The sequence below is a fragment of the Brevundimonas sp. genome (genome assembly GCF_046295775.1).
In the GTDB taxonomy this organism is placed as follows: domain Bacteria; phylum Pseudomonadota; class Alphaproteobacteria; order Caulobacterales; family Caulobacteraceae; genus Brevundimonas.
The window spans coordinates 1-19,642 of the sequence record NZ_JBKBML010000015.1; the positions used below are offsets into that span (position 1 = coordinate 1).

Consider the following 19,642-nt stretch of genomic DNA (forward strand, 5'->3'; position numbering starts at 1 on the left):
CCAGCCGCGCCGCCTGGTCTTCGGCGATCAGGGCGTCGAGCACGGGGTCGATGTCGCCTTCCAAGATCTGCGGCAGGCTGTGCAGGGTCAGGCCGATGCGGTGGTCGGTCACGCGGCCCTGGGGGAAGTTGTAGGTGCGGATGCGTTCCGAGCGGTCGCCCGAGCCGACCTGGGACTTGCGCGCGTCGGAGCGCGCGGCGTCCTTGGTCTGGCGCTGCATGTCGTACAGGCGCACGCGCAGGTTCTTCATCGCCTTGTCGCGGTTCACGTGCTGGGACTTCTCCGAACTGGTCACAACGATGCCCGTCGGCAGGTGGGTGATGCGCACGGCCGAATCCGTCTTGTTGACATGCTGTCCGCCCGAGCCCGACGCGCGGAAGGTGTCGATGCGGATGTCCTTGTCGTGGATCTCGATCTCGACGTCCTCGACCTCGGGCAGGACGGCGACGGTGGCGGCCGAGGTGTGGATGCGCCCGCCGGCCTCGGTGGTCGGCACGCGCTGGACGCGGTGCACGCCGCTCTCGAACTTCAGCCGGCCGAACACGCCGTCGCCGGTGACGGTGGCGATGATCTCCTTGTAGCCGCCGGCCTCGCCCTCGGTGGCGCTGTCGATCTCGACCCGCCAGCCGCGCGTGGAGGCGTAGCGCGAATACATGCGGAACAGGTCGCCGGCGAACAGGGCCGCCTCGTCGCCGCCGGTGCCGGCGCGCACCTCCAGCACGGCCGAGGCGTTCTCGTCGGCGTCGCGCGGGGCCAGCAGCAGGGCGACCTCGCGCTCCATCTCGGGCAGCCGGTCCTTCAGCGCCTCAAGCTCGGCCGCCGCCATCTCGGCCATTTCCGGGTCATCGGCCATGACGGCCAGGTCGCCCATCTCGGCCCGCGTGCGCGCCAGGGCCGACACGGCGTCGGCCACGGGCTTCATCTCGGCGTGCTCCTTGGACAGGCGCACGATCTCGGCCCCGTCGGTGGCCGCGCCCATGCGCGCCTCCACCTCGTGAAAGCGGTCGAGCACCTGGTCGAGGCGGGCCTGGGGCAGTCGCAAGGTCGGGCGTCCTGAAGGGCGAGGCGAAGGGCGCGAGCCTTACCCCGCGCGGCCCGCCGCTGTCGATTCCATGTGATCGCGTCGGGCTGGAGCGAAAGTGAACAGGGCTCACAAGGGCGTCAGTCGCCTTTCAGGGGTGAACCCGACCGCCTAGCTGAGCCTTGGCTGTTTCAGACTGGAGGCTGGCCGATGTTCGACGATACTCGAAACGCACCGACCCTGGACAAGGATGTGGAGCGGCTGTGCGCCCTATACGACCGCCTGCTGGCGGACGAGGCCGCCCCCTTGAACGAGGCCGCGGCGGCCGAACTGGCGGCCCTGGCCCAGATCTTCGATCTCGACGCCGCGCGCCCTCACGCCGAGGTCTGGCAGGACGTGCGCGCGGTCATCATCCGCCAATCGCCGCGCGACGCCGACGAAACGGCGGCGCCCATGGCCGGCGAGCCCCTGACCCTGATGCTGGTCGAGGACGATCCCGACATGGCCGCCGACCTGACCGAGGCCCTGGTCGCAGCCGGGCACGATGTCGTCGGCCCCTTCCACAACGCCGCCGCGGCCGAGGTCGCCGCCGGACTGCACGCCATCGACCTGGCGCTGCTGGACATCAATCTGTCGGGCGAGACGACGGGGGTGGAACTGGCGCGTTCCCTGAAGTCGCGCTGGGGCCTGCGCTCGGTCTTCCTGTCGGGCGACGTCACCGCCGCCGCGCGCAGCGCCGATGTCGCCGAGGCGCTGATCACAAAGCCCTATACCGCCCGCGAGGTCCTGGCGGTTGCGGCGCGTGTCGCCGGGCGAGGCGCGGAACGGAACTCCGCCGCAAGCTGAGCCTTTAGGCCAGCGGCGCGTCGTCGTCGCCTGGGGCTCCCATGGAGACATTCCTCCTCTTCCTTCTGGTGGGCGTGGTCGCCCAGGGCGTCGATGGGGCCCTGGGCATGGCCTATGGCGTCATCTCGACCTCGGTGCTGCTGGCGCTGGGCGTGCCGCCCGCCACCGCCTCGGCCAGCGTGCACGCCGCAGAGGTCTTCACCACCGCCGCCTCGGCCTCTAGCCACGTGTGGCACCGCAATGTCGACTGGCGGCTGTTCCTGCCCCTGGCGATCGCGGGCGTCATCGGCGGGGTGCTGGGCGCCTATGTGCTGGCGGGCATCGAGGGAGACATCATCAAGCCCTTCATCGTCGCCTATCTGGCCTTCATCGGCGTGTGGATCCTGTGGCGCGCCGGTCATGACGTGAAGCCGCGTCGCCTGCCGGCCTGGATCACCGCGCCCGTCGGCATGGTCGGCGGCTTCCTGGACGCCATCGGCGGGGGCGGCTGGGGTCCGACGGTGTCCTCCACCATGGTCGGCGCCGGTCAGGAGCCCAGGCGCGCCATCGGCACGGTCAATACGGCGGAGTTCTTCCTGACGGTGGCGATCTCGGCCACCTTCGTCTGGTCGCTGGTGACCGGCCACTGGCAGGACGCAGGCGCGATCCAAGATCATTTCAGCGCGGTTGCGGGCCTGGTGGTCGGCGGTCTGATCGCCGCGCCCTTCGCCGGCTACATCGTCAAGAAGATCCCGCGCCGCGTGCTGACCTACGCCGTCGGCGGGCTGCTGCTTCTGCTCGCCGCCTTCCAGGGCGCGCAGCTGGCCGGCCTGTTCTAGACCGGCGCCGTGTCGCGGAAGCTGTCGCGGCCTTCCAGCGCCTCAGTCAGGGCGACCAGACGGGGGCGACCCGCGCGCCAGTCGATGTCGGGATGGCGGAAGCCGATCCAGCTGGCGGCGACGCCGGCGGTGATCACGCCCATGTCCAGCGGATCGGCCCTGAGGTCGGCGGCTTCCAGCCCGTCCAGGGCGCGGCCCAGGTTGCGCGTCCAGCGTTCGATCCACGACGGCGACCGCTCATGCTCGGGCCGGCGCAGCTCCAGCACCCGCTTCACGCCCATCTCGAGCGCGGCGTTGGCCAGGGTCTCGATGCGGCGCACTCGAAGGCGCTCGGGCCCGGAGGCGGGCAGCAGACGCGGCCCCTCGCCGATCTCGTCCAGATACTCGCAGATCACCGGGCTGTCGGTCAGCGGCGCGCCGTCGGCCGCGATCAGGGCCGGAACCTGCACGATGGGATTGGCCGCGAACAGATCAGGCGCGTCGGCATAGGGGTCGGTCGCGATCTCTTCGATCCGATCCGACAGGCCCTTTTCGCGGGCGACAATGCGCACCTTGCGGGCGAAGGGCGACGGGGCGGTGATATAGAGCTTCATCCGTCGTCCTTGCCTGAGTGCGGTTCTAGCGGCGGGCCTTGCGCGCGGCGTAGCGGGCGTCGCGGCGGGCTTTCTGCTCTTCCTTGGTGAGCTGCTTGCGGGCCTTGCGGTCGGCGCGCTTGGCCGCTTCGACCTCTTCCTGGGCGGCCTGCTCGGCGGCCATGCGCTCGGCGTCCTTGGCGGCCTTCTCACGGCGCTCTTCGGCCTTGGCCAGTTCGTGCTGCTGACGCAGGGCTTCTTTTTCAGCCGCGCGCTTTTCGGCCAGCTTGTCGAACTCGGGATCCTGCACCGTCGGCTTGGGCTTGAACTTGGCCAGAAGCGCCTTCTTGGCTTCCTGCTGAGCGGTGAGGCGGTCGGTGAAGGCGGTCTGTTTCAGGTCTCGCATGCGGGAAAGAATTCGTGTCCTTGAAGAGATCGGATGAGGCGGTGAGGGGCCGGGCCGTAAACGTCGGCGCCGGAAAAGCCGAAAGCGGCGCGGAAATCAAGCCGCGCCGCTCAGTCGGCGTCACATAAGGCCCCCGCCGAAATTAGCAAGCGGAGGCGTTGCCGCGTCAGCGGGGATTCTGGGCCTTGCTGACCGCCGTGCCAGCCGCGCCGCCGACGGCCGCGCCCACCGGTCCGCCGACGACGGCGCCCGCGACCGCACCGGTGGCAGCCTTCTGCTCGGTGGTGGTGCCGCACGCGGCGAGCGACAGACCGGCCGCGACCACAGCGGCGAAACCGGCGACTTTGAACAAACGAACCATGAGGCAGCCTCCTGAAAACAGTGACGCTTCAACGACGAAAGCGCGCGAGCGTTCCCTCCTTGAGCCAGCAAGACTTCGCCTGAGCGCGAATAAGAAATCAGGGCGTGATCGCGGAATCCGTCGTGCCTGCCAAACGCGGCGACGACTCATCGTGTCAGTAATATCGCGCTCGATTGGCGGTTCGACTCAAGCGGTTCTTGGACGCGCCCTTGGTTCAGTCAGTTCAATCTCGCGGCGCCAAAAGGTCATGTTGCAACGCAAACAAAGTTGCGAATCGACCACATTTCGGCCACGCTTCCCCGGATAAAGGCCCGCTTTCCCGATCCCGGCCGGTCGCCGAGGGTTGGGTTCCGCTGTCGGACCGCGACGCTTTCAGGTCGCCCGGCGTGCGAGACTATCTTCAGGGGCTGCTTTCCCGCCCTGCCGTACAGGATCGAGCTTTTGTCCCTTCTCTCGCACACGCGTGCGCTTCTGCGCGTTCGCCCATGGGCCCGCTATCGGACCCTGACCGCGGCGACGTGCGGCTGCCTCGTGGGCCTGGGGGTGGGCGGAGCCTACCTGGGAGGGACGATCGCCAAGGCCGACGCCGTGCGCGATCAGGCTGAACGGCTGCAAAGCGCCGCAACGGCGGGCTTTACCGAAGAGGCGCTGGTCGCCGCAGCCGGGGGTCTGGACGCCAGCGCCCTGTCGATCGCACGCCGCCATGACCCCTACTCCGTCGCCGGGCCCCATCAGCGGGACCGCCAGGCCGAGCTGATGACCGCGCGGCTCGAACAGCTTCGTCAAGGTGACGGCGGCCTGCGCCGCGTGCGCATGGACACCGCCCCCGCCATGCAGCCCTTCCGGCTCGGCGGCGCGCTGGATCAATCCCGCGATCTCGAATGCCTGACCCAGGCCGTCTATTACGAAGCGCGCGGCGAAGGCCGCGCCGGCATGCAGGCCGTGGCCCAGGTGGTCCTGAACCGCAGCCGCCACCCGTCCTTCCCCCAGACCGTCTGCGGCGTGGTCTATCAGGGCTCCAACCGCTCCACCGGCTGCCAGTTCAGCTTCACCTGCAACGGCGCAATGCGCGGCGCTGTGAACCGCTCGGCCTGGAATCGCGCCCGCGACATCGCCTCTCGTGCCCTTTCGGGCCAGGTGTTCGGCCCCGTGGGGTCGGCGACACACTTCCATACGACAGCTGTGGCGCCGGCCTGGCGCAACGCCCTGGTGCGCGTCGCCCATGTCGGCGACCACTATTTCTATCGCTTCGGCGGCCGCAACGGCTCGGCCTCGGCCTTCGCCTATGAGGCCCGCCCCTCCGGTCCCGCCCCCAGCGAGTCCCGCCTGGTTCAGGCCAGCCTGGACCCCGTCGCCGCCGCGCGTCAGGCCGGCGAGGCCGTGGCCTATACGATGGTCCTGGCTCAGGAAGGCCTCAGCGCGCCCCGTCAGGACGCCTCGCCGACGGCTCAACCCCAGACCCCGGTTCGCGCCCCGGAACCGGCGCGAGACGCTCAGCCCGCGTCCCCCCGCGCCGCGTCCGCCCCAACGGCCGCTCAGGGCGACAAGGTCGAAGCCAAGGCGTCTACGCCCGCCGAATGACGCCCGCCTAGCGATCGTCCAGCTTTCGCGGCGTCGCCAGATTGTGCCGCAGATCACCAAACCGCATCAGACGTGGCGCCTTGCCGACGGCCTCCGACCAGACCGCACCTTAAGGTGCGCCCGTCGTCGCCGGCACCGGCTGGGGTGCGAAGCTGCGCGGCTCGTTTGCGACACGGATCGGCGAGCTCATTGGATGTCTCCTGGCGGGAGACAACCGAGCCATCCTCAGGATGTTCCGCTCAGGCGGCGTCCAGGCCGATGTCCAGGCTCGGGGCCGAATGGGTCAGGGCGCCGACGGAAATCACGTCCACTCCGGTCTCGGCGATGGCGCGCACCGTCTTCAGATTCACGCCGCCTGACGCCTCCAGCACAACACGGCCCGCGTTGCGCCGCACGGCTTCGCGCAGGTCGTCCAGGCCGAAGTTGTCCAGCATCACCACGTCCGGCCCGACGGCCAGCGCCAGCACGGCGTCCAGTTGGTCCAGGCCGTCGACCTCGACCTCGACCTTCATCAGATGACCCACCGACGTCCGGGCCCGGCGCACGGCTTCGGCCGCGCCGCCGCAGACCGCGACGTGGTTGTCCTTGATCAGCACCGCGTCATCCAGGCCGAAGCGGTGGTTGGATCCCCCGCCCATGGCGACGGCGTGCTTCTCCAGCGCGCGCAGACCCGGCGTGGTCTTGCGGGTGTCGGCGATCCGCGCGCTGGTCCCGGCGACGGCCTCGACATAGGCGCGGGTCAGGGTCGCCACGCCGCACAGCCGCCCCAGCAGGTTCAGCGCCGTCCGCTCCGCCGCCAGCAGGGCGCGTGCATCCGCTTCGACACGCACCAGGGTCTGACCCGCCTCGAAGGCCTCGCCGTCCTTGATCCGCTCCTCGACGACGGCGTCAGGGTCCATCGCCCGCACGGCCAGGCGCACCACGGCCAGGCCCGCCGCGACGCCGGCCTGGCGCGCAGCGAAATCGGCAGTCAGGCGCGCGTCGGCCGGAATGCAGGCGGCGGCCGTGACGTCGCCGGCCCGGCCCAGATCCTCGGCCAGCGCCAGACGCACCACGGGGTCGATCAGCAGGTCGGGAAGGCTCACGCGGCGGCGCTCCTGAAGGTCTGGCCGGCGGCCAGGGTGATGCGGCTGTGGCGGGCCTCGGGCGCCGCCTGGGGATAGTCGGAGCGGAAGTGGCCGCCCCGGCTTTCGCGGCGATCCAGCGCCGCCTGGGCGATCAGGCGCGCGGCGACCAGAGCCGGGGCGCGCGGCGCCTCGATCTCCAGCCGGTCGATGACGTCGATCAGCCGCGTCAGGCCGCCGGCGTCGCGCTCGACTCCGGCGTCGGCCGTCATGGCCTGACGCAGCGCGGCCAGCGCCTCGGCGCTCAGTGCGGGCGCGACCAGCCCGGCGTCGCCCCCGCCCGCGCCGATCGCCTGCGCCGCCGCCAGGCCCGTCCGGCGGCCAAAGGCGGCGGCTTCCAGCAGGGAGTTGGAGGCCAGGCGGTTGGCTCCATGCACGCCGGTCGCGGCGCATTCGCCGACCGCAAACAGGCCCTCGAGGCTCGTGCGGCCGTCCGCGTCGGCGGCGATCCCGCCCATGTGATAATGGGCCGCCGCCGCGACCGGGATCGGCTGTTCGCGTGGATCCAGACCAGCCCCCAGGCAGGCGGCGAAGACGGCGGGAAAGGCTTCGGGAAAGTGGGCGCCGATGGCTTGGCGCGCATCCAGAAAAGCGCCGCGTCCCGACTGGACCGCACGATGCACGGCGCGGGCCACGATGTCCCTGGCGGCCAGGTCGGCGTCGGCGGCGTCGCCCAGCAGGAAGACGCCCGAGGCGTCGACCAGACGCGCGCCCTCGCCCCGCAGGGCCTCGGTCGCCAGCGGCGCCGGGTCCAGGCCCACGTTGATCGCGGTGGGATGGAACTGGACGAACTCGGGATCGAGGATTTCCGCGCCCGCCAAGGCGGCCAGCCCCAGGCCCTCGCCGCGCAGGGCCGAGGGGTTGGTGGTCATGGCGTAGAGCCCGCCCGCGCCGCCGGTCGCCAGCACGACCGCGGGCGCGGTGATCTCAACCAGACGACGGCCGCGCGCGATCAGGGCGCCGCCGATGCGGCCGTGGGCATCCTGCATCAGGCGGACCAGGCGGCCGTCCTCGATGGCCGTGACGTGGGGCGCGGCGCGCACGGCGGCGACCAGGGCCGACAGGATGGCGCGTCCGGCGCCGTCGCCGCCGACCCGGGCGACGCGGGCGATGCTGTGAGCCGCCTCCAGGTTGACGGCGAACCCGCCGGCCGCGTCCCGGTCGAACGGGGCGCCGAGCGCGGCCAGCCACTCCACCGTCTCGCGCCCCGCCTCGGTCAGGGCGCGGGTCGCCTCGGCCTCGACCAAGCCGGCGCCCGCGCGCGCCGTATCAGCGGCGTGCAGATCGGGCGAGTCCGAGCTGGTGAGCGCGGCGGCCACCCCGCCCTGGGCCCAGGCAGAGGAACAGGCCTGAAGCAGGGGAGCGGGGCTGATGACGAGCGTCGAACGCGGCCCGGCCTGAAGCGCCGCCGACAGGCCGGCCAGGCCGCCGCCGATGATCAGCGGTCCGTCATGGCGCAGACGCTCGACGCTCTTTGTCATCGGCCGAGACCCAGGATGCGCGCGCCGCCGTCCAGCGCGGCGCCGGCGTCGCCGGTCAGCGGGATCACCGACATCAGGCCCACGCCCACGCAGGCCGCCGCGGTCAGGACGAACAGGCCGACGCTGAAGCCCGCCTCCTTCCAGCTCAGTTGACGCCCTTCAGGCCGCCAGACGCCGCGTCGCAGATGGCCGACCAGGGCCAGGGCCAGAAAGGCGGTGAAGATGAAGGCGCCGTTGGTCAGGCCCCACCAGATCACCAGGGCGCCGACCGCGACCATCGCGCCCATCTCGACCCACGGGTGGATGCGGGCCAGCACCGGGCCCAGCGCCTTGGAGCCGTCCAGCGGCGGCGCGGGCGCCAGGTTGATCAGGTTCAGAAAGGCGACCGCGAAGACGCCCTGCAGCCAGATCGCCTGTCCGGTCAGATAGAAGGCGGCCAGGAACGGAATGGCGGCCAGCAGGCCGAACGCCGGCCCGGCCAGCGACACCAGCACCCCATGCCACTCGCTGTCGGGCAGCCGCCGGCTCTTGGCCAGGCCGCCCAGGAACGGGATGATGTAGATGCGCGCCGGCCCCATGCCGAGCCGGTTCATGGCCAGGACGTGGCCGTACTCATGCACGAACAGGCCGAAGATGGCCGCGCCTGCGAACATCGCGCTGCCGGTGATCCACCAGATGAAGCCGCCCAGCAGGACTGTGGAAATCAGCGCCCATAGCGGATGCTGGCCCTTGTCCTCGGCGGTATCGGCCCGGATCGGCCGACGCGCCTGAGACGCCGGCGCGGGCGCCGACAGCTCTTCCGGGCGGGGGTCCCAGGGACCGGGACGGCGGATGGGGGGATCAATGTCGCTCATGGCGTTCCAGATGGGGCGCGCGGCCGGATCTAGCGAGGGGACCGGTCGTCGCGCCTCAGATCAGCTCCACATCCACATGGTGGCGCGCCTTGAACAGGTCGTAGCGCGCCGGGATGGCGGGCGGCGGCAGGTCGATCATCCGCTGCACGGCCAGGCGGCCGCGCTCGGCCATGTCCTCGGGCACCGTCACCTCGAACTGCATGTTGACCAGGCAGTCGCGGATGTTGGTCAGGGTGATGCGCTTCATGTGCGGGCACAGGTTGCAGGGGCCGATGAAGTCGACGCCGGGCACGTCGCCCTTCACATTGGACGCCATCGAGCACTCGGTGATCATCACCACCTGCTTGGGCCTGCGCGCTTCGACATAGTCGATCATCGCCGCGGTCGAGCCGGCGAAGTCCGACGCGGCCAGGACGTCCTCGGGGCATTCCGGGTGCGCCAGGATCTCGGCGCCCGGATAGGCTGCGCGCATCTCGGAGATGTCGGCGGCGGTGAAGCGCTCGTGCACCTCGCACCGGCCCTTCCAGGCGATGATGCCCACGGTGGTCTGGGCGGCGACGTTGCGGGCCAGGAATTCGTCGGGGATCAGGATGACCCGGTCCACGCCCCACTCTCGCGCGGCCCATTCCACTACCTGGACGGCGTTGGCCGAGGTGCAGCAGATGTCGGTCTCGGCCTTCACGTCGGCGGTGGTGTTCACATAGGTGACGACCGGCAGGCCCGGGTAGCGCTGCTTGATCAGGCGCACGTCCGCGCCCGTGATCGACGAAGCCAGCGAGCAGCCGGCGCGCAGATCGGGGATCAGCACCGTCTTGGACGGGCTGAGGATCTTGGAGGTTTCGGCCATGAAGTGCACGCCGGCTTGGACGATCACCTTGGCGTCCGAGCGCGCGGCCTCCTTGGCCAGGCCCAGGCTGTCGCCGACATAGTCGCCGACGCCGTGGAAGATTTCGGGCGTCATGTAGTTGTGGGCCAGGATGACGGCGTCGCGCTCGCGCTTCAGCTGGTTGATCTCGCTGATCAGCCGCGCCTGATCGGGCCACTCCATCGGCGTGACAAATTCCTTGACCTTGTCCCAAACGGGCGCGGTCTCGCGTTCGATCTCGCGCGACAGTCCGAAGGCGCCGTCCGCCATGCTCACCTCCATCGGATATGCTCGACGTGAGCAAATCCCAGGGCCGAGAAACGCCAGCTAGGCCCTGGCCTGCCAACGACTTATGCTCATTTTCAGCATAAGCAGGTGCAATCTAGTCCCGCGCGGCGAAAAAGCAAGCGGCGCCGCGTCAGGATCGACGCGGCGCCGCAGCACCGATCAGCGATGGAATGAGGCTCAGGCGGCCTTCAGGCGCTCGGCCTTGGCGTCGGCCGCAGCGGCGATGCGCGCCTCGGCGATCGCGTCGGCGATCTCATGCGTCGGCCGCTTTTCGGATGCGGCGCGTTCCAGCACCTCCTCCAGAGTCTCCATCAGGCGCGACAGCTTGGCCTCGACCCAGGCCGGATCGTATGCGCCGCCGCTTTCACGGGCCTTGAGCTCGGAGGCCACATTGATGATGCCGCCGCCGTTCACGACATAGTCGGGTGCATAGAGCACGCCGCGTTGGAACAGGGCCTGGCCGATGTCAGCCGTGGCCAGCTGATTGTTGGCGGCGCCGACCACAGCCTTGACCGTCAGTCGGTCCAGCGTCTGGGGGTTCAACGTCGCGCCCAGCGCGCACGGAGCGTAGATGTCGGCCTTGACGTCATAGATGGCGTCCGGCGCCACGATCTGCGCGTTGGTGCGGGCCGCGACCTCTTCCAGCAGCTCGGTGTTGACGTCTGTCATGACCAGCTTGGCGCCGGCGGCGTGCAGCTTGTCGGCCAGATAGCCGCCGACGTGACCGATGCCCTGCAGCGAAATCGTCAGTCCGGTCAGATCGTCCTGGTTCCACAGGCGGCGCGCGGCGACCAGGGTCGAGCGGAACACGCCCTCGGCGGTGACCGGGCTGGGGTCGCCCGAGGCTTCCGGCCCTTCGCTCAGGCCCAGCACATAGGGGGTGACCTTGCGGGCTTCGGCGATGTCGGCGACCGACACGCCGACGTCCTCGGCCGAGTAGTAGCAGCCGCCCAGGGTGTCTAGCGCACGACCAAAGGCGTGGAACAGTTCGGGCGTCTTCTGGGTCTTGGAATCGCCGATGATGACCGACTTGCCGCCGCCCATCTCCAGGTCCGCCACGGCGTTTTTGTAGCTCATGCCGCGCGACAGACGCAGCACGTCCTCCAGCGCCTCGGCCGACGAGCCGTAGTTCCACATGCGGCAGCCGCCGACGGCCGGACCGCGCGCGGTGGAGTGGACCGCGACGATAGCCTTCAGGCCGGTCTTTTCGTCAAAGAAGGCGTGCACGCCTTCGTGGTTCGCGAAAGAGGGAGAATCAAACAGCGTCATGCCCTGAACCTGGCCTTCCCTTAGGATATTATTTTGCGGGCCAGATACGCGCCCGCGCGGGCGGGGGCAAGCGTCGCCATCCGGCCTCAGCGTCGATTGAGGCTTTCGGCCACGGGCGGCGCGCCGCTGGGCAAGGGGGCGGCCGCGTCGCGCAGATAGGCCTCGACGTCGCGATAGACGACCTCGCCGCCGAGGTCGCGGTTCATGATGTGCCAGGCGTCTGCATAGAAGCCGGTGCGAAAGCCGGGTCGATCGCCCGCGCGCGCCAGGGCCCGTCGCATCGGCCCCTTCTCCACGATCTGATCGTGGTCGCCATACAGCAGCAGCGTCGGGACCTCGCTGCGGCCCAGGCTGTTGGACGCCGTCTCCATCAGGCTGACCAGGCCCGACAGGGTGTCGAAGCGGGTCGACAGGATGGTCTCGGGATCGCGGCCATTGCGCAGCAGCTCGATCAGATTGTCCGAGGCGCGGATGCGTCGGGTGACGAACTCGGGCGGCTGCACGGCGCGTTCGCCCAGCGCGCGCGCGGCGACCCACAGGCCCACGCGGTTGAAGGCGTTCTGGCTGGACCAGCCCCAGACGCCGGGCGCCAGCAGCACGACGCGGTCGGCCGCCGGCGGTCGGTCCGAGGCGAAGGCGGCGGCCGCGACCGAACCGCCCATGCTTTCTCCCACCACGGCGATGACAGCGCGCGGATGGGTCTGGCGCGCCAGGGCGACGGCGGTGCGCAGATCCTCGACCATCAGGTCTTCGCCCGCCCAGGTCCCGCGACCGGGCGCACCGCCGAAGCCGCGCTGGTCATAAGCCCAGGTCTCGATGCCCCGTGTGGCCCACCAGGGGCCGGCCAGGCGGAAGGAGGCGTTGTGGTCGTTCATGCCGTGCAGAGCCACGATCACGGCCCAGGGCTCGCCGGCCTCGGGCGCCCAGCGCAGCAGGGGCAGATGCGCGCCATCGGCCATGACCAGCGCGCCTTCCAGACCCGGCGCGGCGGCCTCGACACGCGGACCGGCGAAACCCTCGGGCGGGGTCAGCGGCGACTGCACATAGGGAGTAGCGCAGGCCGCCAGCATCAACGTCGTGCAGGCGACAAGCAGCCTGCGCATCACGCCAGAATATCCCGCACCCGGCCGCGCAGATACGGCACCACCTCGGCCTCGAACCACGGATTCCTCCTCAGCCACGCCGTATTGCGCCACGACGGATGCGGCATGGGCAAGACCCGAGGCAGATACTCGCGCCAGGCCGCCACGGTTTCGGTCATGTTGGCCTTGGCCCGATCGCCCAGCGCCCAGGCCTGGGAATGACCGCCGACCAGCAGGGTCAGTTCCATCGCCGGCAAGGCGTCCAGCAGACGCGGCCGCCACAGCTGGGCGCAGCGCCTGGGCGGCGGATAGTCGCCGCCTTTCGGCGCAGTGCCCGGATAGCAGAAGGCCTGCGCCGCCACGCCCAGGCGATGGTCGCCATAGAAGGTCTCGAAATCGACGCCCATCCAATCGCGCAGGCGATCGCCGGACGGGTCGGTGAAGGGCAGACCGCTCTCATGCACGCGCCGGCCTGGGGCCTGGCCACAGATCAGCAGCCGCGTCTCGGGAAACACCCGCACCACCGGCCGGGGCTCGTGAGCCAGTTCGCCGGCGCAGGCCCGGCAGGCGCGAATGTCGTCGAGGACGGTCTGGAGGCTCATTCAGCCTCGGATGTGGTCCCCTCGCCCTCGTTCGGCAAGCGCAGCCGGATCACGCCCTTGAAGGCGTTCGGATCGACCGGTTTGCCCTTCTTGGTGATGACCAGGCGGCCTTCGCGGGCCAGGCCGACGGCGACGCCGCGCACCTTGCCCATCATGCGCTGCCACTGTTCCGGCTGCAGGCTCTTGGCCACTTCGGACGGGCAGATGCTCTTGCCGGCCTCGCGGCGGGACAGCTGGTTGAAAATCTCGGCTTCGATCGGATCGCTCATTGCGCCTATATGCTGCATTGCGAGAGCGAGAAGAAGGGGGACCTATATACGTGTGCGACCCAATCTTCATTGTGCGCCGCACACCTCCTGGTCCTGACGCGCGACCAGGGACAGGAGAGGGGTTTGCATGAACCCAGAACGTATCTGGAACATCGCTTAGTTGCCGAATTTCCGGTCTGTCGGATGGCTTGGGTGATCCCCTTGGGGGCCCGCATAGTTGGCAGGTTCGTACGGATCCACCTTGGGCCAGTAGCCGAACCCCTCTAGCTGCACGAGATCATCCGGCGCTCGCCACAGGATCGTCCCAAGCGCTTTGATTGGGTCAGCCCCCTTCACTACCAGCCCTCTCGCTGCCAATGCCTCATGCAAGGCACGGCGGCTCAGGGGCCTTCCATGCCCTCGAATGATCTCGATAGCAGCGGGAATCAGCACTTCTTTTTTCGGATTGTCCGTCACGCGAGAGCGCTTCGGAGGACTTAAGGGCTGTGCGTTTCCCTCTTGACTCACTGAGTTTGCCGATTCGCCCACAGCCCGACCCACATCAAATAGTCCGCCTGTTTGAGAGGGGGCCGGGGCATCCAGCAAGGGAGCGGCAGCTTCCCAGGCGACGAGGAAATGTCTTAGGATTTCAGCTTCTTGCTCAATCGCTTGTAGCCTTTGGCGGGCCGCCTCAATCTGGGAAAGCATCGCTCTGCTCCTATCAGCGAGCTGATACATAGCGCATTACGAGGCATTCTGAAATCCACAAAGCCCCATTCGGGCTAGGCGCCGGGTTGCAATCCGCTATTGTGTGCTGGTTAACGCAGGAGGTCGCCATGTAGTGCGCCGAGGGCCTAGGGGCCATACACGAAAAAACCGGCCCTCGCCAAAGGACCGGCTTTCGTCAATCGCCGGGCCGGGAAAGGCGCGAGGACTGCTTACAGAGCAAAAATTCTCGCACAGCCCGGCCCATAGATCAATGCCCTAGGAGGTTTTCCCATGGCAGTGATGACACGTGGCCCGGTGCGAGAGCATCGGCGCATTCACCCGGGAGGCCGCATCGTTCGCGTCCGCCCGCACTTCCGGCCTAAGCCGGTCCCGCATCCCCGCCGCTAACCGGCGGGCTCAACCGGGCCGTCAGACTTCTTCGGAGGTCTGGCGGCCTTTTTCTTTCGCCCCGGCGCGGGCGTTACCTCTTCCGGCTTGGTCTGCGCAAAGCGGGCCAGGGCTTCACCGAATTCCATATCCAAGTAGAGGGGCCGCTCAGGTTTCGGGGCTTCGCTCATGCGGTCAGCACCTTCCAGGGCATCGGGCCTTCGACCTGAGACAGGAGCGCCATGTGGCGCTGCCCCTTATCCATTTCGCGGCGGTTCAAGCGGAACGTCATCTCGTTCAGATAGGCGTCCATGTGCTTCGGCGAAATCCAGTGGTGGGTGCCGACGTACTGGCGCTTGAACAGCGCCCAGATGCTCTCGATCCCGTTCGTAGTGGCGGCGCCCCGCACATATTCGCCCTTGCGGTGGCTGATACGCTGGTGGTCGTAGTCGTGGCGCAGGTCGTTATAGCCCTGATGCTCGTCCGTATAGACGGTGGAGCCCTTGGCGACGTTCTGCTGCACGATATGGCGCAGGGTTCCGGCGCGGACGTTGTCGATAACCCCGGCGCGAACTTCCCCGCCGCGCTCTTTCAGACCCATCACTACGGTCTTGAGTTCGACGCTATGGCCACGCTTGGAGCCCGTTTTCTTGCTCTGGTGCTTGTTGTGTTCGCGCCCTCCGACAAACGTCTCGTCCACCTCGACCTCGCCCGACAGGGGCGCGTTGAAGCTGTCCGTGCGGGCGGCATGGCGGAGGCGGTGCAGGACGAACCAGGCGGTCTTTTGAGTGATGCCCAGATCGGTTGCCAGGGTGGTCGAGGCGATGCCTTTGGGGTGGTTCGTAATCATCCAAATCGCAGCGAACCAAGTGCGCAGAGGCAGCTTGGTGTCCTGAAAGATGGTGCCGACCTTGATCGTGAACTTTCCCCGGCAGGCGTAGCACTTGTATTGGTTCGTCGGGACGCCCGCGCTGGACATGCGCTTGACCTTGCCTTCGTCCGTGCAGCCGCAGAGTGCGCAGAAACGGCCCTTGGCGAAGCGGATCGCAGTCAGGTGGTCAATCGCGGACTGTTCGGTCGGGAACGCCGCGAAAAGCTGGGGAAGGGTTTTGAACGACTGGATCACGGCTCTGGCTCTCTGTTAGAGCCACCATAGCCTAAACCACGTGTGGGTCAAGCACGTATATAGGTCCCGAAGAAGGCCTGGCGTGTTCGAGCCTCAAGCCGCGCAAAACGCGATAGGCCCATCAAGGATTCCAGAAATGGTCGCCAAGATCACAATCACCGAAGGCGAGTTCGCCGGCTGGCAGACCTACGACCTGCACGGCACCTTCGATCAGGTGGTGGGACCGTTCTATTTCCGGCCCGACGCGGACGGGCGGATGCGCTGCGCCTTCCGGGCCGAACAGAAGCACATGAACGCCGGCGACCGGATGCACGGCGGCTGCCTGATGACCTTCGCCGACATCGCCTTGTTCCAGGCCGCCTACCAGGAGATGGAGGGCGCTTCGGGAGTGACGGTTCAGTTGGATTCCACCTTCATCGACGGCGCCTATGTCGGCGATCTGGTCGAGGCGACCGGTGAGGTCATGAAGGCGGGCAAGAGCCTGATCTTCGTGCGCGGCCAGATCACGGTGGGTGATCGGCTGGTGATGACTTTCTCGGGCGTGATCCGAAAATTCGGCAAGCCACAAGTTTAGGTATCAGCTAGGGCGCTTGGACTTGCCGTCGCTCGTACGGCGCGCATCGGCCTCAAAGAAACCCGCGCACAAGATCAAAGGCCCACACAATCTCGTGGACTTCGCCTTTGTCCTCCACGAGGCATAGTGTGCCCCGCCGCCATCCCGGAGCATTGAATTTGTGAACCGTGAGTTGCGCATCGAAGCGGCGAAACACGCAAAGGCCGCCGGCTTCCGATGAAAACGAGCGATAGCCCTTCGATACTAGCGTCCGATGCGCGTCTTCGTACCTAGCGCCAACCGACACGTCGAACCGCGCGCCTTCGGTGATGGCGCCTCTGGGTGGAATGGCGTCCTTAAAGACCCAGGCAGTGGCGCCGATAGCCAGCACGCTGGCAAATAGGGCAACGTTCTTTAAGCCACGCTTCACATTCTGCTCCCGAGCCGATCTCGAAATACTCAGTGATCGCAGCACGACATCAAGCGGACGGTAATGTCGATAGAGGCGCAGGCAAGAGTCTAAGCCCCCGCCTGCGCCGCCGGTCGGGCGCGGCAGGCTTCGTACCAGCGGGCCAGGTTCGCCAGCTCCTCGGGCGGCCGGTATTTAATCAGGCGGGCGAAATCCAGGCCGACGCAGGCGACGATGTCGGCCATGGTGAAGCGGTCCAGGACGATGAAGTCGCGCCCCGCCAGATGGCGGTCCAGCATGCGCATGAAGCGCTCGGCCGTGACCTTGTTGTAGTCCGCGATCTGCGTGGTCTGGGTCGCCTCCAGCGCCGCCAGGGCCGGGTGGCTGTGACGCACCGTCAGCATCATCGGATTGGCCAGGTAGAATTCGCAGCGCCGGGTCCACATCTCGACCACCGCCTGCTCGCGCGCGTCGTGGCCGAACAGGTTGGGCTCGGGATAGAGCGCCTCCAGATAGCGGCAGATGGCGATGGATTCCGTCACGCAGGTCCCGTCGTCCAGCTCCAGCGCCGGAACGTGCGGCACGCCGACCTTGTCGCGATAGGCCGGCGCGCGGTGCTCGCCGGCCATGATGTCGATCTCGACGATCTCGACGTCGGTCACGCCCTTTTCGGCCAGGACCCAGCGCACCCGGCGCGGATTGGGCGCGCGCTGCGAGGTGTAGAGCTTCATGCGCGGTTCTCCGTTGTCTCTGGACGCTATAAGCCGAACACGGCGGCGGGCATGACGCCGACGATGCAGGCGGCCATCAGGGTCGAGACGAAGCCCGCGAACAGCGCCTTCCACACCAGGCTCAGCACCTCGGCGCGGCGCTCGGGGATCAGCACCGACAGGCCCGTCACCGTGATGCCGACCGAGCCGATGTTGGCGAAACCGCAGAGCGCATAGGTCATAAGCATGCGGGTCCGCTCGCTCATCTCGGCGGGCGGCACCTTGCCCAGTTCGATGAAGGCCACGAACTCCGTCAGGGTCAGCTTGACGCCCAGCAGCCAGCCCGCACGGCCGGCCTCGGACCATTCCACCCCCGTCAGCCAGGCGATCGGCATGAAGACCCAGCCCAGCAGGCGCTCGACCGTCACCGGGCCGTCGAACAGCCACAAGCCGCCCAGCATGACATTCACCAGGGCCACCAGGCCGACGAAGACGATCAGCACCGCCGAAATGTTCAGCACCACCATCAGGCCGTCGGACGTGCCCTTGACGATGGCGTCGACGGCGCTGTCGTACTTCAGGCCCGAGCTGTAGTCGGCGTGCGCGCCGCCCTCGCCGGGCTTCTCCGGCACCATGACGCGGGCCAGAAGCACGCCTGCCGGCGCCGAGACGATGGAGGCCACCAGCACATGGCCCGCCGCATTGGGCAGCACCGGGCCCAGGATGGTCGCATAGGCAACCATGGTCGAGCCGGCGACGGTGGCCAGGCCCACCACCATCATCAGAAACAGCTCGGACCGGGTCAGCTTGTCCAGATAGGCCCGGATCACCAGTGGGCTCTCGATCATGCCCAGGAAGATGTTGGCCGCCACCGCCAGGGCAGAGGCGCCGCCCAGGCCCATGGTCTTCTGGAACAGGAAGCCGAAACCCAGGGTGATCCACTTCAGTATCTTCCAGTGCCACAGCAAGGCCGACAGCGCCGAGATCACCAGGATCAGCGGCAGCACCTGAAAGGCGAAGGTGAACAGGGCGCCGTCGTTGGTCACCGCATAGGGCTGGTCGCCGCCGGCCAGATAGCCGAACACGAACTGCGTGCCCCGGCTGGTCGCCTGGGCCAGGCCGTCGACTGCCCCGGTCACGGCCGCCAGCACGACCTGAGAGCCCGGAATGGCGAACAGCGCCAGCACGATCAGCGCCTGAACCGCCACCGCCCCGACCGCCAGCCGCCACGGAAAGACGCGCCGGTTCTCCGACATCGCCCAGCACACGGCGACGATCACGGCCAGGCCGAGAAGGCTCTGAAGATTGAGCAGGCTGAACATGCGGACGGCTCCCCTAGAGGCCCGTTGAACGCCAGGCCAGGGCCGCCTGCAAGCGGATTATCCGCCGATCAGAGCTGACGGCGCACCAGGCGGCCGTAGTCCTCCATCAGGCCCAGGCTGAGCGCGCCGGGGGTAAAGCGGTAGTCGCCGATCTCGCTGACGGGCGTCACCTCGGCGGCCGTTCCGGTCAGGAAGCACTCGGTGAAGTCCGACAACTCCTCGGGGCGGATGTGGCGCACCACCACCTCGATGCCCTTGGCCTTGGCCATTTCGATCACCGTCTGCCGCGTAATGCCGTCCAGGATGGCGTCGATCGGCGGGGTGTGCAGCACGCCGTCCTGCACGAAGAAGACGTTGGCGCCGGTCGCCTCGGCGACATAGCCGCGCCAGTCCAGCATCATGGCGTCGGCGAAGCCGCGCTTCTCGGCCGCCGTCTTGGACATGGTGCAGATCATGTACAGGCCCGCCGCCTTGGCCGCCGAGGGGGCGGTGGCGGGGTCGGGGCGGCGCCACTTGGCCCACTCCAGACGAATGCCGCGCGCCTTGACCTCGGGGTCGAAATAGCTGGGCCACTCCCAGGCCGCGATGGCGACGTGGGCCTTGGAGTTCTTGGCGGTTACGCTGACCTGTTCGGCACCCAGGAAGGCGACCGGGCGGACATAACAGTCCGAAAGGCCCATCTTGGCGCAGGTTTCCTTGCAGGCGGCGTCGATCTCGGCCACGCTATAGGGAAGCTCGAAGTCCAGCAGTTCCGCCGACCGTTTCAGACGTTCCGAATGCGGCGTCAGCTTGAAGATTTCGCCGCCGTACATACGCTCACCCTCGAACACCGACGAGCCATAGTGAAGGGCATGGGTCAGAACGTGCGTTTTCGCGTCCCGCCAGGGCACGAAATCACCGTCAAACCAGATCCAACCGTCACGATCGTCGAAAGGAACGAAGGCCATTGAAGAACGTCTCCTGCGTCTGGTCTGGGGTTAGACCCCTCTCGATCTCGCCCGTCAACGGT

At 68.1% G+C, this 19,642-nt stretch carries 22 protein-coding genes; 4 read left to right on the forward strand and 18 right to left on the reverse strand.

Annotated features, from left to right (window positions below; all coding sequences use genetic code 11):
* Nucleotides 1-1,042, reverse strand: a 1,042-nt coding sequence (gene prfA, locus ACK4I0_RS09925; RefSeq protein ID WP_409610471.1) for a peptide chain release factor 1, incomplete at its 3' end; no start/stop codon positions are given.
* Between the two features lie 189 nt (nt 1,043-1,231).
* Here prfA and ACK4I0_RS09930 point away from each other — a divergent pair.
* Together ACK4I0_RS09930 and ACK4I0_RS09935 are read left to right on the forward strand one after the other, a co-directional pair.
* On the forward strand, nt 1,232-1,867 hold the full coding sequence (locus ACK4I0_RS09930; protein ID WP_409610473.1) for a response regulator: 636 nt from the start codon (nt 1,232-1,234) through the stop codon (nt 1,865-1,867).
* Between the two features lie 41 nt (nt 1,868-1,908).
* Nucleotides 1,909-2,685 carry a sulfite exporter TauE/SafE family protein gene (locus ACK4I0_RS09935; RefSeq protein ID WP_409610475.1) on the forward strand — a complete coding sequence of 259 codons (777 nt, stop codon included), beginning with the start codon at nt 1,909-1,911 and terminating at the stop codon, nt 2,683-2,685.
* Here ACK4I0_RS09935 and ACK4I0_RS09940 read toward each other — a convergent pair.
* The 3 genes from ACK4I0_RS09940 to ACK4I0_RS09950 form a co-directional block, all read right to left on the reverse strand.
* Nucleotides 2,682-3,278 (reverse strand): glutathione S-transferase N-terminal domain-containing protein, encoded by a 597-nt coding sequence (locus tag ACK4I0_RS09940; RefSeq protein ID WP_409610477.1) that lies wholly within the window; start codon nt 3,276-3,278, stop codon nt 2,682-2,684. The genes ACK4I0_RS09935 and ACK4I0_RS09940 overlap by 4 nt on opposite strands.
* Nucleotides 3,279-3,303: 25 nt before the next feature.
* Nucleotides 3,304-3,663 (reverse strand): DUF6481 family protein, encoded by a 360-nt coding sequence (locus tag ACK4I0_RS09945; protein WP_409610479.1) that lies wholly within the window; start codon nt 3,661-3,663, stop codon nt 3,304-3,306.
* A 166-nt stretch (nt 3,664-3,829) separates the two neighbouring features.
* Nucleotides 3,830-4,024 carry a hypothetical protein gene (locus ACK4I0_RS09950; RefSeq protein ID WP_409610481.1) on the reverse strand — a complete coding sequence of 65 codons (195 nt, stop codon included), beginning with the start codon at nt 4,022-4,024 and terminating at the stop codon, nt 3,830-3,832.
* Nucleotides 4,025-4,465: 441 nt separating this feature from the next.
* Here ACK4I0_RS09950 and ACK4I0_RS09955 point away from each other — a divergent pair, with 441 nt between their 5' ends.
* Nucleotides 4,466-5,605 carry a cell wall hydrolase gene (locus ACK4I0_RS09955; RefSeq protein WP_409610483.1) on the forward strand — a complete coding sequence of 380 codons (1,140 nt, stop codon included), beginning with the start codon at nt 4,466-4,468 and terminating at the stop codon, nt 5,603-5,605.
* 239 nt (nt 5,606-5,844) lie between these two features.
* On the opposite strand, the gene nadC is transcribed toward ACK4I0_RS09955, so the two are convergent.
* The 10 genes from nadC to ACK4I0_RS10005 form a co-directional block, all read right to left on the reverse strand.
* Complete coding sequence (nadC, locus tag ACK4I0_RS09960; protein ID WP_409610485.1) at nt 5,845-6,690, reverse strand: carboxylating nicotinate-nucleotide diphosphorylase; 846 nt, start codon at nt 6,688-6,690, stop codon at nt 5,845-5,847.
* On the reverse strand, nt 6,687-8,210 hold the full coding sequence (locus ACK4I0_RS09965) for an L-aspartate oxidase (RefSeq protein WP_409610487.1): 1,524 nt from the start codon (nt 8,208-8,210) through the stop codon (nt 6,687-6,689). The genes nadC and ACK4I0_RS09965 overlap by 4 nt, the downstream gene beginning before the upstream one ends.
* Nucleotides 8,207-9,064 (reverse strand): metalloprotease, encoded by an 858-nt coding sequence (locus ACK4I0_RS09970; RefSeq protein ID WP_409610489.1) that lies wholly within the window; start codon nt 9,062-9,064, stop codon nt 8,207-8,209. The genes ACK4I0_RS09965 and ACK4I0_RS09970 overlap by 4 nt, the downstream gene beginning before the upstream one ends.
* A gap of 55 nt (nt 9,065-9,119) precedes the next feature.
* On the reverse strand, nt 9,120-10,211 hold the full coding sequence (gene nadA / locus ACK4I0_RS09975) for a quinolinate synthase NadA (RefSeq protein ID WP_409610491.1): 1,092 nt from the start codon (nt 10,209-10,211) through the stop codon (nt 9,120-9,122).
* A gap of 183 nt (nt 10,212-10,394) precedes the next feature.
* A complete protein-coding gene (locus tag ACK4I0_RS09980; RefSeq protein ID WP_409610493.1) occupies nt 10,395-11,486 on the reverse strand; it encodes a Glu/Leu/Phe/Val family dehydrogenase in 1,092 nt (363 codons plus the stop codon).
* 86 nt (nt 11,487-11,572) lie between these two features.
* The gene (locus tag ACK4I0_RS09985) at nt 11,573-12,589 is read right to left on the reverse strand and encodes an alpha/beta fold hydrolase (protein ID WP_409610495.1); all 1,017 of its coding nucleotides are present in this window, start codon (nt 12,587-12,589) and stop codon (nt 11,573-11,575) included.
* Complete coding sequence (locus ACK4I0_RS09990) at nt 12,589-13,170, reverse strand: uracil-DNA glycosylase family protein (RefSeq protein ID WP_409610497.1); 582 nt, start codon at nt 13,168-13,170, stop codon at nt 12,589-12,591. Before ACK4I0_RS09990 ends, ACK4I0_RS09985 begins: the two co-directional genes overlap by 1 nt.
* Complete coding sequence (locus tag ACK4I0_RS09995) at nt 13,167-13,439, reverse strand: DUF3253 domain-containing protein (protein ID WP_409610499.1); 273 nt, start codon at nt 13,437-13,439, stop codon at nt 13,167-13,169. Before ACK4I0_RS09995 ends, ACK4I0_RS09990 begins: the two co-directional genes overlap by 4 nt.
* A 156-nt stretch (nt 13,440-13,595) precedes the next feature.
* Nucleotides 13,596-14,126, reverse strand: a complete 531-nt coding sequence (locus ACK4I0_RS10000) for a hypothetical protein (RefSeq protein ID WP_409610501.1) — start codon at nt 14,124-14,126, stop codon at nt 13,596-13,598.
* Between the two features lie 574 nt (nt 14,127-14,700).
* A complete protein-coding gene (locus ACK4I0_RS10005) occupies nt 14,701-15,639 on the reverse strand; it encodes an IS1595 family transposase (RefSeq protein ID WP_409610503.1) in 939 nt (312 codons plus the stop codon).
* Between the two features lie 136 nt (nt 15,640-15,775).
* Between ACK4I0_RS10005 and ACK4I0_RS10010 the strand changes: the two genes are divergently transcribed.
* Complete coding sequence (locus ACK4I0_RS10010; RefSeq protein WP_409610505.1) at nt 15,776-16,213, forward strand: PaaI family thioesterase; 438 nt, start codon at nt 15,776-15,778, stop codon at nt 16,211-16,213.
* A 52-nt stretch (nt 16,214-16,265) separates the two neighbouring features.
* Here ACK4I0_RS10010 and ACK4I0_RS10015 read toward each other — a convergent pair whose 3' ends face one another.
* The 4 genes from ACK4I0_RS10015 to ACK4I0_RS10030 all read right to left on the reverse strand — a co-directional run bounded on the left by ACK4I0_RS10015 (nt 16,266) and on the right by ACK4I0_RS10030 (nt 19,580).
* On the reverse strand, nt 16,266-16,622 hold the full coding sequence (locus ACK4I0_RS10015) for a hypothetical protein (protein WP_409610507.1): 357 nt from the start codon (nt 16,620-16,622) through the stop codon (nt 16,266-16,268).
* 89 nt (nt 16,623-16,711) lie between these two features.
* Nucleotides 16,712-17,332 carry a glutathione S-transferase family protein gene (locus tag ACK4I0_RS10020; protein WP_409610509.1) on the reverse strand — a complete coding sequence of 207 codons (621 nt, stop codon included), beginning with the start codon at nt 17,330-17,332 and terminating at the stop codon, nt 16,712-16,714.
* Between the two features lie 26 nt (nt 17,333-17,358).
* Nucleotides 17,359-18,633 carry a NupC/NupG family nucleoside CNT transporter gene (locus ACK4I0_RS10025; protein WP_409610511.1) on the reverse strand — a complete coding sequence of 425 codons (1,275 nt, stop codon included), beginning with the start codon at nt 18,631-18,633 and terminating at the stop codon, nt 17,359-17,361.
* Between the two features lie 68 nt (nt 18,634-18,701).
* The gene (locus ACK4I0_RS10030; RefSeq protein WP_409610513.1) at nt 18,702-19,580 is read right to left on the reverse strand and encodes a branched-chain amino acid aminotransferase; all 879 of its coding nucleotides are present in this window, start codon (nt 19,578-19,580) and stop codon (nt 18,702-18,704) included.
* Between the last annotated feature and the right edge of the window lie 62 nt (nt 19,581-19,642).